We start from the raw sequence: 16,482 nt of genomic DNA on the forward strand, positions 1-16,482 counted from the left end.
ATCACCATCGCGACCTCTCACGTAGAGTATGACTCTACAATCCGTCACTACGCGCACGTTGACTGCCCAGGGCACGCGGATTATGTGAAAAACATGATCACCGGTGCGGCTCAGATGGACGGCGCTATCCTGGTATGTGGTGCGACTGACGGCCCTATGCCTCAAACTCGTGAGCACATCCTGCTGTCCCGTCAGGTAGGTGTACCTTACATCGTAGTATTCCTGAACAAAGCTGACCTGCTGGCTGAAGATTGCGGCGGCGTTGACTCTGAAGAATACGCAGAGATGCTGGAACTGGTCGAAATGGAACTGCGTGAGCTGCTGGATACTTACGACTTCCCGGGCGACGACACTCCAATCATCGCAGGTTCCGCGCTGATGGCCCTGAACGGCCAGGACGACAACGAACTGGGTACGACTGCGGTTAAGAAACTGGTAGAAGCACTGGATACTTACATCCCAGAGCCAGAGCGTGCAATCGATCAGCCATTCCTGATGCCTATCGAGGACGTATTCTCTATCTCCGGTCGTGGTACTGTAGTAACTGGCCGTGTAGAGCGTGGTATCGTTAAGACTGGCGAAGAGATCGAAATCGTTGGTATTAAAGAAACTACCAAGACGACCTGTACTGGTGTAGAGATGTTCCGTAAGCTGCTGGACGAAGGTCGTGCAGGTGAGAACATCGGTGCGCTGCTGCGTGGTACTAAGCGTGACGAAGTTGAGCGTGGTCAGGTACTGGCTAAGCCAGGTACTATCACTCCTCACACTCAGTTCGAAGGTGAAGTATACGTACTGTCTAAAGAAGAGGGTGGTCGTCACACGCCATTCTTTAAAGGCTACCGTCCACAGTTCTACTTCCGTACGACTGACATCACTGGCGCTTGTGAGCTGCCAGAGGGTGTTGAAATGGTAATGCCAGGTGACAACATCCAGATGTCTGTTACCCTGATCAACCCAATCGCGATGGAAGACGGTCTGCGTTTCGCCATCCGTGAAGGTGGTCGTACTGTCGGTGCCGGCGTAGTATCCAAAATTATCGCGTAAAATCCGATAATTAGGTATTGCAAAGCCCAGGGGAGGGGCATATAATGTGCCTCCCTGTTAAGCGACAGGCCAGTGGCTCAATTGGCAGAGCAGCGGTCTCCAAAACCGCAGGTTGGGGGTTCGAGTCCCTCCTGGCCTGCCAATCCTCTTCAGGATTGGTGTCTAAATAAAGCGCAAGCTTGTCTATAAAGCTGAGGCTCCTAGCGTGAACTCTAAAGTGACTTCCGAAGGTTCAAAGTTTGACGGCCTGAAGTGGCTTCTGGTCATTTCATTGGTTGCCGCTGGTGTTGTCGGTAATTCCATCTATGCGGACCAGTCCCTGTTTTATCGGGTGGTTGTGCTTCTGGTGTTGATGGCGGTGGCAGGTTTCGTCGCGCTGCAGACCGAAAAAGGTAAGGGTTTCTTCTCGCTGTTTAAAGAAGCGAAAGCGGAAATCCGCAAGGTTGTATGGCCAACTCGTCAGGAAACGACTCAGACAACCTTAATGGTTGTTGTTGCGGTTCTGGTGATTGGTTTATTTCTTTGGGGGCTGGACTCACTGTTGAGTTGGCTCGTGTCAGGCGTTATCGGCTAATTAAGGTGTAAGCATGGCAAATCGTTGGTATGTGGTTCATGCGTATTCCGGCTTTGAAAAGCGCGTGATGAACTCCCTGAAAGAGCGTATCGAACGCCTTCAGATGCAAGATTTCTTTGGTGATGTGCTGGTGCCTACCGAAGAAGTGGTTGAAATTCGTGGTGGGAAAAAGCGTAAGTCCGAGCGTAAGTTCTATCCGGGTTACGTGCTGGTGAATATGGAAATGAACGATGAGACCTGGCACCTGGTGAAAGATACGCCTCAGGTTCTTGGTTTTATTGGTGGTACTGCAGATAAGCCGGCGCCTATCACAGAAAAAGAAGCAAATGAAATTCTGCAGCGCGTTGAAAGCGGTGTGGATAAGCCACGGCCTAAAACGGTCTTTGAGCCGGGCGAAATGGTGCGTGTTATCGATGGCCCATTCGCTGACTTTAATGGTGTGGTTGAAGAAGTTAACTACGAGAAGAACAAGCTGCAGGTTGCAGTTCTGATCTTCGGTCGCTCTACTCCGGTAGAGTTGGAGTTTACCCAGGTCGAAAAAGCCTGAGTAAAGATGGATCTGAAATCACCTCGATCTTTGTATCGGGGTTTTTCTATGTTGAAACCACGGGGAGCCGAAAGGCGTTTGAACCCATAGGAGTTTTTTAATGGCTAAGAAGATTGAAGCTTATATCAAGCTGCAGGTAGCCGCTGGTCAGGCGAACCCGTCTCCACCAGTAGGTCCGGCACTGGGCCAGCACGGCGTTAACATCATGGAATTCTGTAAGGCGTTCAACGCGTCTACGCAGGGTATGGAAGCTGGTATGCCAGTTCCTGTTGTTATCACTGTATATGCTGACCGTAGCTTTACGTTCATCACTAAAACCCCACCAGCTTCTGTTCTGCTGAAAAAAGCAGCAGGCCTGAAGAGTGGTTCCGGTCGTCCAAACACTGAGAAAGTCGGTACTGTTACCCGCGCTCAGCTGGAAGAGATTGCTACCGCTAAAATGGCGGATCTGACTGCTGCTGATATGGATGCAGCTTGTCGCACCATCGCGGGTTCTGCTCGCAGCATGGGTCTGTTGGTGGAGGGTGATGAGTAATGGCTAAGCTGACTAAGCGCCAGAAGGCGATCAACGAGAAAGTTGAAGCTGGTAAGGCTTACCAGGTAGAAGAAGCGGTTGCACTGCTGTCTGAACTGTCCGCTGTGAAGTTCAAAGAGTCTGTAGATGTAGCTGTAAACCTGGGCGTAGATCCACGTAAATCCGATCAGGTTGTTCGTGGTTCTACTGTACTGCCTAACGGTACTGGTAAAGATGTGCGTGTTGCTGTCTTCACTCAGGGCGAAAACGCTGAGAAAGCAAAAGCAGCAGGTGCTGATGTTGTAGGTTTCGAAGACCTGGCAGAGCAGATCAAAGGCGGCGACCTGGACTTTGGCGTAGTTATCGCCACTCCGGACGCAATGCGTATCGTTGGTCAGCTGGGTCAGATTCTGGGTCCACGTGGTCTGATGCCTAACCCTAAAGTGGGTACCGTGACTCCGGACGTTGAAACTGCAGTGAAAAATGCTAAAGCCGGTCAGGTACGTTTCCGTACTGACAAGAACGGCATCATCCACGCGGGTGTTGGCAAAGTTGACTTCGACGCGGCTGCTATCAAGCAGAACATCGAAGCACTGCTGGCTGACCTGAAGAAGCTGAAACCAGCTTCTGCTAAAGGCGTGTATGTGAAGAAAGTCACCCTGTCCACTACCATGGGTCCAGGTCTGGCTGTAGATCAGGCTTCTCTGGAAGCGTGATCCTTAAAGGTTTTTTGAGGGTCTTCGTGACCTGTTTTACAGAGACGAAGGCCGTCAAAGACCGCAGGTGATGCGGCAGTTTGACTGAGCGCATCTTAATGGGGCAACCAGCCTGCGCAGACGGTGAGATTCACAAGAATCAAACCACCGTGCTCAAACCCCGGTTTCCGGGGGGTTGGTAATCAGTCGAAAGACTAAATCCAGGAGTATACCGTGGCATTAGGACTCGAAGACAAAAAAGCGATCGTCGCTGAAGTCCAGGAAGCTGCAAAGGGTGCTTTGTCTGCTGTAGTTGCGGATTCCCGCGGCGTAGAAGTAGGCGACATGACTGCACTGCGTAAAGAAGCCCGTGAAGCAGGCGTATGGCTGAAAGTCGTACGTAACACACTGGCTAAGCGCGCAGTCGAAGGCACTGACTATGCATGCTTGCAGGATACTTTTAAAGGTCCAAGCATCATTGCTTTCTCTACAGAACATCCGGGCGCTGGCGCTCGTATTCTGAAAGACTTTGCTAAAGGCAATGACAAGTTTGAACTGAAAGCGGCTGCATTCGAAGGCGAAATCGTAGATGTTGCTATGCTGGCAAGCCTGCCAACATACGACGAAGCGATTGCGAAGCTGATGATGTGCATGAAAGAAGCTGCTGCCGGCAAACTTTGCCGTACTATCGCAGCTGTTCGCGACCAGAAAGAAGAGCAGGCTGCGTAAGTTACTACGCAACTGTTTTCATAAAAGTTTTAATGAGCCTCTTGGCTCTCGATTTTCAGGAATTGAATCATGTCTCTGACTCACGAAGATATCCTTAACGCTATCGCTGAAATGTCTGTTAAGGACGTTGTTGCACTGATCGAAGCAATGGAAGAAAAATTCGGCGTTACTGCTGCTGCAGCTGTAGTGGCTGGCGGTGCTGCTGAAGGCGCTGCTGCTGCTGAAGAGCAGACTGAATTTGACGTTATCCTTACCGCTGCTGGCGATAAGAAAGTTAACGTAATCAAAGCAGTACGTGGCGCTACCGGCCTTGGTCTGAAAGAAGCCAAAGGTATGGTTGACGGCGCTCCAGCCGCTGTTAAAGAAGGCGTTTCCAAAGAAGAAGCTGAAGAACTCAAGAAAGCCCTGGAAGAAGCAGGCGCATCTGTTGAGATCAAGTAATAGCTTCTATGCTTTTCCGGGCAGTCTCTGATTGCTCGAAGTGCTTATGGCTGGTGGCAATTTTGCCACCGGCCTTTTTCCGTTATTTATAGACAGCAATTAAATAGCGGTTATACAGACCGGAACACCCTGTCTGGACTGTTTCTCTTTTAGGTGCACTTGCTGGGGAACACTGATGGCTTACTCATACACAGAAAAGAAACGCATTCGTAAGGACTTCGGCAAACTGCCGCAGGTTATGGATGTGCCGTACCTGCTGGCGATCCAGCTCGACTCTTATAAAAAATTCCTTCAATCGGGTAACAACAATGTAGCAGAGCGCAAAGACGAAGGTCTGCATGCTGCATTCGGTTCCGTTTTCCCGATTGTCTCCTATTCCGGAAATGCATCTCTGGAATACGTTGGTTATCGCCTCGGTGAACCCGTTTTCGACGTGAAAGAGTGTCAGGTGCGTGGTATCACCTACGCTGCACCACTGCGCGTCAAAGTACGCCTGGTGATCTACGACCGTGACTCCAGTACGAAAGCGGTTAAGGACATCAAGGAACAAGAAGTTTACATGGGCGAAATGCCGCTGATGACCGAGAACGGCACCTTTGTCGTAAACGGTACTGAGCGTGTAATCGTATCTCAGCTGCACCGTTCTCCTGGTGTATTCTTCGACCACGATAAGGGTAAGACACACTCCTCCGGTAAATTGTTGTACTCCGCACGCGTGATCCCTTACCGCGGCTCATGGCTGGACTTCGAGTTCGATCCTAAGGACAATCTGTTTGTTCGTATCGACCGTCGCCGTAAGCTGCCGGCAACTATCCTGTTGCGCGCGCTGGGTTATACCGCTGAAGAAGTACTGGATATCTTCTTTGATAACACCAACTGGACCGTGACTGATGGCTCTATCCGCATGGATCTGGTCGCAGACCGCCTGCGTGGTGAGACCATGTCTTTCGAGATCAAAGATCCGGAAGGCAATGTAATCGTTGAAGCTGGTCGTCGTATTACGCCACGCCATATCCGCCAGATGCAGAAAGCGGATATGACTGAGCTTGAGGTGCCGATGGAGTACCTGTGTGGCAAGCCGATCGCAAAAGACGTGATCGATCCGACCACCGGTGAACTGATCTGTATCTGTAACACTGAGATCACTGAAGATCTGGTTGAGAAGCTGGTCAATATCGGCGTCAGCCGTATCGAGACCCTCTACACCAACGATCTGGATTGCGGCTCCTTTATCTCCGATACCCTGCGTATCGACCCGACCCGCAACCAGCTGGAAGCTCTGGTAGAAATCTACCGAATGATGCGTCCGGGTGAGCCGCCAACGAAAGAGTCTGCAGAGGCGCTGTTCGAGAACCTGTTCTTCTCCGAAGACCGTTATGACCTGTCTGCGGTAGGTCGTATGAAGTTCAACCGTCGTATCGGTCGCGATGAGATTACAGGCAGTGGCGTTCTGGATAAGGACGACATCCTCGAAGTGATGAAGGTCCTGATCGACATCCGTAACGGTAGCGGCACCGTCGATGATATCGACCACCTGGGTAACCGTCGTATCCGTTCTGTTGGCGAGATGGCTGAAAACCAGTTCCGCGTAGGCCTGGTGCGTGTAGAGCGTGCTGTACGTGAGCGTCTGAGCATGGCTGAGTCGGATAACCTGATGCCTCAGGATCTGATCAATGCCAAGCCGGTTGCCGCTGCGATCAAGGAGTTCTTCGGTTCTTCCCAGCTGTCCCAGTTTATGGACCAGAACAACCCGCTGTCTGAGGTGACTCACAAGCGTCGTGTCTCTGCTCTGGGCCCGGGCGGCCTGACCCGTGAGCGTGCCGGCTTTGAGGTGCGAGACGTACACCCGACTCACTATGGTCGTGTATGTCCTATCGAAACGCCGGAAGGTCCGAACATCGGTCTGATCAACTCTCTGGCCGTATTCGCCCGTACCAACGACTACGGTTTCCTGGAAACCGCTTATCGTCGCGTTAACGACGGCGTGGTAACCGACGAGATCGATTATCTGTCTGCGATCGAAGAGAACAAGTACGTTATCGCCCAGGCTTCCGCCGGTATGGATGCTGACAAGCAGCTGACCGATGAGCTGGTCGCGGTGCGTCACCTCAACGAATTCACCGTTATGCCGCCGGAGAAAGTCCAGTATATGGATGTATCTCCACGTCAGGTGGTATCCGTTGCAGCATCCCTGATCCCGTTCCTTGAACACGATGATGCTAACCGAGCCCTGATGGGATCGAACATGCAGCGTCAGGCTGTACCGACACTGCGTGCTGACAAGCCGCTGGTAGGTACCGGCATCGAACGCAACGTAGCACGTGACTCCGGTGTCTGTGTGGTTGCCCGTCGTGGCGGTGTGATCGAGTCGGTAGACGCCGGTCGTATCGTGGTTAAGGTACGTGATGAAGAGGTCGATGCCGGTGATGCAGGTGTAGATATCTACAACCTGACCAAGTACACCCGCTCCAACCAGAACACCTGCATTAACCAGCGCCCGATCGTATTCCCGGGTGACGAGGTAAATGTAGGCGATATCATGGCGGATGGCCCGTCTGTGGATATGGGTGAGCTGGCACTGGGCCAGAACATGCGTATCGCATTCATGCCTTGGAACGGTTACAACTTCGAGGATTCCATCCTCATCTCCGAACGCGTAGTTCAGGAAGACCGTTTCACCACTATCCACATTCAGGAACTGACCTGTGTGGCGCGTGACACCAAGCTGGGGCCTGAAGAGATCACCTCTGATATCCCTAACGTGGGTGAGTCTGCACTGGCGAAGCTGGATGAGGCCGGTATCGTGCATATCGGTGCTGAAGTCGGTCCGGGCGACATTCTGGTAGGTAAGGTCACGCCTAAGGGCGAGACCCAGCTGACACCGGAAGAGAAGCTGCTGCGTGCGATCTTCGGTGAGAAAGCGTCCGACGTTAAGGATACCTCCCTGCGCGTTAAGACCGGTACTGTTGGTAAGGTTATCGACGTTCAGGTCTTTACCCGCGATGGCGTGCAGAAAGATGAGCGTGCGCTGGCGATCGAGAAGTCCGAACTCGATTCGATCCGCAAGGATCTGAACGACGAATTCCGTATCGTTGAATCTGCGACCTTTGAGCGTCTGGAAAAAGTCCTGGTAGGTCTGTCTGCCGAAGGTGGTGCCGGTCTTGGTAAAGGCCAGACCATCACTGAAGACTTCCTGGCTGATCTGAAGAAGGCTGACTGGTTCAAGATCCGCGTCGCTGAAGAAGCCGTTGCTGAACAGCTGGAGCTGGCTCAGAAACAGCTGGAAGAGCGTCGCGAAGAGCTGGACAAAAAGTTCGAAGACAAGAAACGCAAGCTGCAGGTTGGTGATGACCTGGCGCCGGGCGTCCTGAAAATTGTCAAGGTATATGTAGCGACCAAGCGTCGTGTGCAGCCAGGTGACAAGATGGCGGGCCGTCACGGTAACAAGGGTGTTATCTCCGTAATCATGCCTGTCGAAGATATGCCTTACGACGATAACGGCGAGCCGGTAGATATCGTGCTTAACCCGCTGGGTGTACCGTCTCGAATGAACGTAGGTCAGATCCTTGAGACTCATCTGGGTATGGCGGCGACCGGTCTGGGCCGTAAGATCAACGCTATGCTGGAAACTGAACGCGCCAAGGCTGAGAAAGCTGCCGACGTACGCGAGTTCCTGGATCGCATCTACAACCAGCCGATTGCGGGTCACGTATCTGCACGTAAGGAAGATCTGGACAGCTTCAGCGACGAGCAGGTGCTGGAGATGGCGCGCAACCTGCGTAAGGGCGTGCCAATTGCGACACCGGTATTCGACGGTGCCCGCGAGTCCGAAGTGAAGGAGCTGCTGCGCCTGGCAGACCTGAGCGATACCGGACAGTCCACTCTGTACGATGGCCGTACCGGCGATAAATTCGACCGTCCTGTAACCGTTGGTTACATGTACATGCTGAAACTGAACCACCTGGTAGACGACAAGATGCATGCCCGTTCTACCGGCTCCTACAGCCTGGTTACCCAGCAGCCGCTGGGTGGTAAGGCTCAGTTCGGTGGTCAGCGATTCGGTGAGATGGAGGTGTGGGCACTGGAAGCATACGGTGCGGCATACACTCTGCAGGAAATGCTCACTGTTAAGTCTGATGACGTTAACGGCCGTACCAAGATGTATAAGAACATTGTTGACGGCGATCACCGTATGGAGCCAGGCATGCCTGAGTCCTTCAACGTACTGATCAAGGAGATTCGTTCCCTGGGTATCGATATCGAGCTCGAGAACGAATAAGGACGTAACCGTTTATTACCGGGAAGGGGCCTGCGGGCCCCACGCCAGAAACTCCGTGAGGAGCTTTAGATAATGAAAGATTTGCTAAATCTGCTGAAATCTCAGGGCCAGTCAGAAGAGTTCGATTCGATTCGAATCTCCCTGGCTTCGCCGGAGATGATCCGCTCCTGGTCGTTTGGTGAAGTTAAGAAGCCGGAGACCATTAACTACCGAACCTTCAAGCCTGAGCGTGAAGGTCTTTTCTGTGCCAAGATCTTTGGTCCAGTAAAGGATTACGAGTGCCTGTGCGGTAAGTACAAGCGCATGAAGCACCGTGGTGTGATCTGTGAGAAGTGCGGCGTTGAAGTTACGCTGGCTAAAGTGCGTCGTGAGCGCATGGGCCACATCGAACTGGCGTCCCCTGTTGCACACATCTGGTTCCTGAAGTCTCTGCCGTCCCGTATCGGTCTGATGCTGGATATGACGCTGCGTGATATCGAGCGTGTACTGTACTTCGAGTCCTTCGTGGTGATCGATCCGGGCATGACTGACCTGGAACGCGGTCAGATGCTGAATGACGAACAGTACTTCGAGAAGCTGGAAGAGTACGGCGATGACTTCGATGCCCGCATGGGTGCCGAAGCCGTTAAAGAGCTGCTGGCTTCCATCGACCTGGCTGAAGAGATCGAGGTGATCCGCGAGGAACTGCCTCAGACCAACTCCGAAACCAAGATCAAGAAGCTGTCCAAACGTCTGAAGCTGCTGGAATCCTTCCACAAGTCCGGAAACAACCCGGAGTGGATGATTCTGGAAGTGCTGCCGGTACTGCCGCCTGATCTGCGTCCACTGGTTCCTCTGGATGGCGGCCGCTTTGCGACCTCCGACCTGAACGACCTGTACCGTCGCGTTATCAACCGTAACAACCGTCTGAAGCGCCTGCTCGACCTGAACGCACCGGATATCATCGTGCGTAACGAGAAGCGTATGCTGCAGGAGTCTGTAGACGCCCTGCTGGATAACGGTCGTCGCGGTCGCGCTATCACCGGTTCTAACAAGCGTCCTCTGAAATCCCTGGCTGACATGATCAAGGGTAAGCAGGGTCGTTTCCGTCAGAACCTGCTGGGTAAGCGTGTTGACTACTCCGGTCGTTCCGTAATCGTAGTAGGTCCTTACCTGCGCCTGCACCAGTGTGGTCTGCCGAAGAAAATGGCACTGGAGCTGTTCAAGCCGTTTATCTTCTCCAAGCTGGAGCTGCGTGGCCACGCCACCACTATCAAAGCTGCCAAGAAGATGGTTGAGCGCGAAGAGCCGCTGGTATGGGATATCCTGGATGAAGTCATCCGCGAACACCCGGTGCTGCTGAACCGTGCACCAACACTGCACCGTCTGGGTATCCAGGCGTTTGAGCCAGTACTGATTGAAGGTAAAGCGATTCAGTTGCATCCGCTGGTTTGTGCGGCATACAACGCTGACTTCGATGGTGACCAGATGGCGGTACACGTACCGCTGACAATCGAAGCGCAGCTTGAAGCGCGCGCGCTGATGATGTCCACCAACAACATCCTGTCACCTGCCAACGGTGAGCCAATCATCGTACCGTCCCAGGACGTGGTACTGGGTCTGTACTACATGACCCGTGAGCGTGTGAACGCCAAGGGTGAAGGTATGGTCTTCGCCGATATCGACGAAGTACAGCGTGCCCACGGCGCCGGTCAGGTCGATATTCAGGCTAAGGTGCGTGTACGTATCACTGAAACTATCAACGAGATTGATGGTTCTTCAGAGACCCGTACCGAGCTGAAAGAAACGACAGTCGGTCGTGCGATGCTGTTCGCTATCGTACCGGCGGGTCTTCCTTATGCGCTGGTTAACCAGAACATGAAGAAGAAGGCGATCTCCAAGCTGCTGAACGAAGCCTACCGTCGCTGTGGCCTGAAAGATTCCGTAATCTTTGCCGACCAGCTGATGTACATGGGTTTCCGTCAGGCAACCATGTCCGGTTCTTCCATCGGTGTGAACGACTTCGTCATCCCTGATGAGAAAGTCACCATCGTGGGTGAAGCTGAAGCCGAAGTAAAAGAGATCGAGCGTCAGTTCTCCGACGGTCTGGTAACCCAGGGCGAGAAATACAACAAGGTTATCGATATCTGGTCCCGCGCTAACGAGCTGCTGGCCAAGAAGATGATGGATAACCTGAAGACTGAGCCGGTTGTCACCAAAGAAGGTGAAGAGACCGAGCAGGAGTCCTTCAACTCGGTTTACATGATGGCCGACTCCGGCGCACGAGGCAGCGCGGCGCAGATTCGTCAGCTGGCCGGTATGCGTGGTCTGATGGCCAAGCCGGACGGTTCCATCATCGAGACGCCGATCGTGGCGAACTTCCGTGAAGGTCTGAACGTACTGCAGTACTTCATCTCGACCCACGGTGCCCGTAAGGGTCTGGCTGATACCGCACTGAAAACGGCGAACTCCGGTTACCTGACGCGTCGTCTGGTAGACGTAGCGCAGGACGTGGTTATCACCGAAGATGACTGTGGCACAGACGAAGGTCTGGTAATGCAGCCATTGATCGAAGGCGGCGACGTTGTTGTCGGCCTGGGTGAGCGCGTACTGGGTCGTGTCGTGGCTAAGGATGTACTGGATCCTACGGGCAGCGAAACGCTGATCGCCGCCGGTACCCTGATTGATGAAGCCTGGGTGCATGAGCTGGAGAACGTCGAGCGTTACTCATCTATCGATGAGATCACCGTTCGTACAGCGATCTCCTGTAACACCCGTTTCGGTATCTGTGCCAAATGTTACGGTCGTGACCTCGGTCGTGGTCATCAGGTTAACCCGGGCGAAGCGGTCGGCGTTATCGCCGCTCAGTCTATCGGTGAGCCGGGTACACAGCTGACCATGCGTACCTTCCACATCGGTGGTGCGGCATCCCGAGCGGCGGCAGTGGACAGCATTCAGGTGAAAAATGGCGGTGAAGTCCGTCTGCACAACCTGAAGTTCGTTACCCGTCCTGACGGCGCGCTGGTTGCGACCTCCCGTTCCGGTGAACTGGGTGTAACTGACGAGCACGGTCGTGAGCGTGAACGCTACAAGCTGCCATATGGCTCTGTGATCAAGACCCAGGACGGTGCTACAGTTAATGCAGGCGATATCGTCGCTAACTGGGACCCGCATACGCATCCGATCATCTCCGAGATGGCTGGCCGTGTATCCTTCGCGGGCATGGAAGACGGTATTACCGTTAAGCGCCAGACAGATGAACTGACCGGCCTGTCCACAATTGAAGTTCTGGATCCGAAAGATCGTCCACAATCAGGTAAGGACATCCGTCCGATGCTGAAGCTGGTCGATGCTAACGGTAACGACATCAAGACACCGGGTACAGAAGCACCGATCCAGTACCTGCTGCCGGCGAAAGCGATCCTTAACCTGAGCGATGGCGGCGAAGTTGCGGTCGGTGATGTTCTTGCACGTATTCCTCAAGAAGGTGCGGTGAACAAAGATATCACCGGTGGTCTGCCACGAGTTGCCGACCTGTTTGAAGCGCGTAAGCCGAAAGAATCCGCTATTCTGGCTGAGATCTCCGGTGTTGTTACCTTTGGTAAAGAAACCAAGGGTAAGAAGCGTCTGGTGATTACGCCGGCTGATGGTGATCCGATCGAGATCATGATTCAGAAGTGGCGTAACCTGAACGTCTTCGAGGGTGAGCATGTAGAGAAGGGTGAGGTGATCTCCGATGGTCCTTCCAACCCGCATGACATCCTGCGCGTACTGGGTGTTGTCGAGCTGGCTCGCTACATCACCTCTGAGATCCAGGACGTTTACCGTCTGCAGGGTGTAGGCATCAACGATAAGCACATTGAAGTTATTGTGCGTCAGATGCTGCGTAAGGTGGAGATCGTCTCCTCCGGTGATTCCACCTTTATCCCGGGTGACCAGGTTGAATACCAGGCCGTTGTTGCTGAAAACCAGCAGCTGGAAGCCGATGGTAAGATTCCTGCGAAGTTCGACCGTGTGCTGCTGGGTATCACCAAGGCATCCCTGGCAACCGAATCCTTCATCTCTGCGGCCTCCTTCCAGGAGACTACCCGCGTACTGACAGAAGGTGCGGTTACCGGTAAGCGCGACTTCCTGCGTGGTCTGAAAGAAAACGTAGTCGTGGGTCGTCTGATCCCGGCTGGTTCCGGCCTGGCCTACCACACTGAGCGTAAGCGTAAGCGTGCTCAGGAAACTGGCTCCGTCACTGTAAGTGCAGAAGAAGTACAACAGGCGCTGACTGAAGCGCTGAATGCCTCGCTGCCAGACTCTGAATAAAAAGTATTCAGAATTTGACGTATGGGGCCGGAATTGATTAAAATTCCGGCCCTTCCGTGGCTGGGCAATACTGTCCGGTCTTTTGTGTAATTGGTGCTCATCAAATTGGAGTTTGCTTAATGGCAACTATCAACCAGTTGGTGCGCAAGCCGCGTAAGCGCAAGGTACAGAAAAGTGACGTACCTGCACTGCAGGCTTGTCCTCAGCGTCGCGGCGTGTGTACTCGCGTATACACTACCACTCCTAAGAAACCGAACTCTGCACTGCGTAAAGTATGCCGTGTTCGTCTGACTAACGGATTTGAAGTGACTTCCTACATCGGTGGTGAAGGTCACAACCTGCAGGAACACTCTGTTGTTCTGATCCGTGGTGGTCGTGTAAAAGACCTTCCAGGTGTTCGTTACCACACTGTTCGTGGTGCGCTGGATTGCTCTGGTGTAAATGATCGTAAACAGGGCCGTTCTAAGTACGGTACTAAACGTCCTAAGTCTTAATCGTCGTACCTTCGGCGAAGCTTGCATCTTAATCAGTGCTGCGTATTAACGTTTCACGAGCAAGAAAGCTAGACTAGACCGGACACGATAAGAGTAAGGTCAGGTGTTTTACTCGCCTGATTTACCTGAAGACCTTTTAACTATAGAGGGCTTATCAATGCCTAGAAGACGCGTCGCTGCGAAGCGAGAAATTCTGCCAGATCCAAAATTTGGTAACACTATCCTGGCAAAATTCATCAACCACGTTATGGTTAGCGGTAAAAAATCCGTTGCTGAACGTATCGTATACGGTGCCCTGGACAAAGTTCAGGAGCGCACAGACCAGGATCCGCTGGAGCTGTTCGAAAAAGCGCTGGAAAGCGTACAGCCAATGGTCGAAGTTAAGTCCCGCCGTGTAGGTGGTGCGACTTACCAGGTTCCTGTTGAAGTTCGTCCATCCCGTCGTATGGCTCTGTCCATGCGCTGGCTGGTAGACGCAGCTCGTAAGCGTGGTGAAAAATCCATGGCGCTGCGCCTGGCTGGTGAGATGGTTGACGCTGCTGAAGGCCGTGGTGCTGCAGTTAAGAAACGTGAAGACGTGCACCGCATGGCTGAAGCGAACAAAGCGTTCGCCCACTACCGCTTCTAAACCTTAGAGGATAGAGTTGTGGCTCGTAAAACTCCTATCGCACGCTACCGTAATATCGGTATCTGTGCACACGTAGATGCGGGTAAGACCACTACTACTGAGCGTGTGCTTTTCTATACCGGTCTTTCTCACAAGATCGGTGAAGTACACGACGGTGCCGCTACAATGGACTGGATGGAGCAGGAGCAGGAGCGTGGTATCACAATCACCTCCGCTGCTACTACCTGTTTCTGGAAGGGCATGAATCAGCAGTTCGATGATCATCGTGTAAATATCATCGATACGCCGGGGCACGTTGACTTTACGATCGAAGTAGAGCGTTCACTGCGTGTGCTGGATGGTGCTGTTGTCGTTCTTTGTGCATCTTCCGGTGTTCAGCCGCAGACTGAGACTGTTTGGCGTCAGGCTAACAAGTATGAAGTCCCGCGTATGGTGTTCGTCAACAAGATGGACAGAGCCGGCGCTGACTTCTTCATGGTTGTTGAGCAGTTGAAAGACCGTCTGGGTGCAGCTGCCGTGCCGATCAACTTCCCGATCGGTGCTGAAGACGAATTCAAGGGCGTTGTTGATCTGATCCGCATGAAAGCCATCATGTGGAATGAAGCCGACCAGGGTATGTCTTACGAACTGGAAGATATCCCGGCCGAACTGCAGGACAAAGCTGACGAACTGCGCGAGCAGATGATGGAAGCTGCGGCCGAAGCTGATGACGAACTGATGGACAAGTACCTTGAAGAAGGTGAGCTGTCCAATGAAGAGATCAAAGCTGGCCTGCGTTCCCGCACTTTGGCGAACGACGTTGTTCTGATGCAGTGTGGTTCTGCATTCAAGAACAAGGGCGTTCAGGCAATGCTGGATGCTGTTATCGAGTACATGCCTTCTCCGCTGGACGTTAAAGCGATTGAAGGTACTCTGGATAACGCTGATGAAACGGTTGCCTCTCGTCCTGCCGACGACGACGCGCCTTTTGCAGCTCTGGCATTCAAGATCGCGACTGACCCGTTCGTAGGCACGCTGACATTTGTTCGCGTCTACTCCGGTGTTCTGTCTTCCGGCGACAGTGTAATTAACTCTGTTAAAGGCAAGAAAGAGCGCGTGGGCCGTATGGTTCAGATGCACTCCAATAACCGTGAAGAGATCAAAGAGGTTCGCGCAGGCGATATCGCGGCTCTGATTGGTATGAAAGATGTGACGACCGGTGACACCCTGTGTGACTCGGATAATCGCATCGTTCTGGAGCGCATGGAGTTTCCGGAGCCGGTTATCTCTGTAGCTGTTGAGCCGAGATCCAAAGCGGATCAGGAAAAAATGGGTATCGCACTGGGCAAACTGGCTCAGGAAGATCCATCTTTCCGTGTGGAGACTGATCAGGAGTCTGGTCAGACTATCATCTCCGGTATGGGTGAGCTGCATCTCGATATTCTCGTCGACCGTATGCGTCGGGAGTTTAAGGTGGAAGCAAACATCGGTAAGCCTCAGGTTGCTTACCGAGAGAAGATCCGTCAGCCAGTCGTTGCAAACCATAAGTTTGCCCGTCAGTCTGGTGGTCGTGGTCAGTATGGTCACGTCGTTGTGGAGTTCAGCCCGTCTGATGAAGAAGGGTTGGAGTTCGTCAACGAGATCGTAGGTGGTGCGATTCCGAAGGAATACATCCCTGCTATCGAAAAAGGTATCACCGAGCAGATGCAGAACGGTGTTATCGCTGGTTACCCTCTGATTGGTCTGAAAGCGCGTCTGTACGACGGTTCTTTCCACGAGGTTGACTCCAATGAGATGGCGTTTAAAATCGCTGCATCTCAGGCTCTGAAGAAGTATGCACAGGAAGCTAGTCCTTGCTTGCTTGAGCCAATGATGAAAGTTGAAGTTGTTACTCCTGAAGAGTACATGGGAGACGTGATGGGTGACCTGAATCGTCGTCGTGGGCTTGTTCAGGGTATGGAAGATAGCTCTTCCGGTAAGGTCATTGATGCACAGGTTCCTCTGGGCGAAATGTTCGGTTATGCGACCGATCTGCGTTCCGCTACACAGGGTCGTGCGACCTACTCAATGGAATTTAATGATTACGCTGAAGCGCCTGCAAACATCGCTGAAGCTGTTATCAAACTGAACTAATATTGCCTAATTCGTTTAAGAGGTATTGATCGTGGCTAAAGAAGCTTTTGAGCGTTCAAAACCGCACGTTAACGTTGGTACTATCGGCCACGTTGACCACGGTAAAACTACTCTGACTGCAGCACTGACTCG

13 protein-coding genes and 1 tRNA gene are annotated in these 16,482 nt (G+C 52.8%); all 14 read left to right on the forward strand.

The window, feature by feature from the left end; translation table 11 throughout:
- On the forward strand, nucleotides 1–1,044 hold a 1,044-nt coding region (tuf, locus tag Q354_RS0115655), incomplete at its 5' end, for an elongation factor Tu (RefSeq protein ID WP_027858432.1).
- Nucleotides 1,045–1,110: 66 nt separating this feature from the next.
- A tRNA-Trp gene (locus tag Q354_RS0115660) sits at nucleotides 1,111–1,186 on the forward strand.
- A gap of 63 nt (nucleotides 1,187–1,249) precedes the next feature.
- Nucleotides 1,250–1,618, forward strand: coding sequence for a preprotein translocase subunit SecE (gene secE / locus Q354_RS0115665; protein ID WP_027858433.1), 369 nt, complete (start codon nucleotides 1,250–1,252; stop codon nucleotides 1,616–1,618).
- A 13-nt stretch (nucleotides 1,619–1,631) separates the two neighbouring features.
- Complete coding sequence (nusG, locus tag Q354_RS0115670; protein WP_027858434.1) at nucleotides 1,632–2,165, forward strand: transcription termination/antitermination protein NusG; 534 nt, start codon at nucleotides 1,632–1,634, stop codon at nucleotides 2,163–2,165.
- A 100-nt stretch (nucleotides 2,166–2,265) separates the two neighbouring features.
- The gene (rplK, locus tag Q354_RS0115675; RefSeq protein ID WP_027858435.1) at nucleotides 2,266–2,700 is read left to right on the forward strand and encodes a 50S ribosomal protein L11; all 435 of its coding nucleotides are present in this window, start codon (nucleotides 2,266–2,268) and stop codon (nucleotides 2,698–2,700) included.
- The gene (rplA, locus tag Q354_RS0115680; protein ID WP_027858436.1) at nucleotides 2,700–3,395 is read left to right on the forward strand and encodes a 50S ribosomal protein L1; all 696 of its coding nucleotides are present in this window, start codon (nucleotides 2,700–2,702) and stop codon (nucleotides 3,393–3,395) included. The genes rplK and rplA overlap by 1 nt, the downstream gene beginning before the upstream one ends.
- 213 nt (nucleotides 3,396–3,608) lie before the next feature.
- Nucleotides 3,609–4,103, forward strand: a complete 495-nt coding sequence (gene rplJ / locus Q354_RS0115685; protein WP_027858437.1) for a 50S ribosomal protein L10 — start codon at nucleotides 3,609–3,611, stop codon at nucleotides 4,101–4,103.
- A gap of 69 nt (nucleotides 4,104–4,172) precedes the next feature.
- On the forward strand, nucleotides 4,173–4,544 hold the full coding sequence (gene rplL, locus Q354_RS0115690; RefSeq protein ID WP_027858438.1) for a 50S ribosomal protein L7/L12: 372 nt from the start codon (nucleotides 4,173–4,175) through the stop codon (nucleotides 4,542–4,544).
- Nucleotides 4,545–4,719: 175 nt separating this feature from the next.
- Complete coding sequence (rpoB, locus tag Q354_RS0115695; protein WP_027858439.1) at nucleotides 4,720–8,823, forward strand: DNA-directed RNA polymerase subunit beta; 4,104 nt, start codon at nucleotides 4,720–4,722, stop codon at nucleotides 8,821–8,823.
- A 72-nt stretch (nucleotides 8,824–8,895) separates the two neighbouring features.
- A complete protein-coding gene (gene rpoC, locus Q354_RS0115700) occupies nucleotides 8,896–13,116 on the forward strand; it encodes a DNA-directed RNA polymerase subunit beta' (protein WP_027858440.1) in 4,221 nt (1,406 codons plus the stop codon).
- A gap of 119 nt (nucleotides 13,117–13,235) precedes the next feature.
- Entirely contained in the window at nucleotides 13,236–13,610 is a 375-nt protein-coding gene (gene rpsL, locus Q354_RS0115705) for a 30S ribosomal protein S12 (RefSeq protein ID WP_027858441.1), read from the forward strand.
- A 157-nt stretch (nucleotides 13,611–13,767) separates the two neighbouring features.
- Nucleotides 13,768–14,238 (forward strand): 30S ribosomal protein S7, encoded by a 471-nt coding sequence (rpsG, locus tag Q354_RS0115710; RefSeq protein WP_027858442.1) that lies wholly within the window; start codon nucleotides 13,768–13,770, stop codon nucleotides 14,236–14,238.
- A gap of 18 nt (nucleotides 14,239–14,256) precedes the next feature.
- On the forward strand, nucleotides 14,257–16,350 hold the full coding sequence (gene fusA / locus Q354_RS0115715) for an elongation factor G (protein WP_027858443.1): 2,094 nt from the start codon (nucleotides 14,257–14,259) through the stop codon (nucleotides 16,348–16,350).
- A 31-nt stretch (nucleotides 16,351–16,381) separates the two neighbouring features.
- A partial coding sequence (locus Q354_RS27965) for a GTP-binding protein (protein ID WP_036230208.1) occupies nucleotides 16,382–16,482 on the forward strand: 101 nt, incomplete at its 3' end.

It is taken from the genome of Marinobacterium jannaschii DSM 6295 (assembly GCF_000620085.1).
Taxonomy (GTDB): Bacteria; Pseudomonadota; Gammaproteobacteria; order Pseudomonadales; family Balneatricaceae; genus Pontibacterium; species Pontibacterium jannaschii.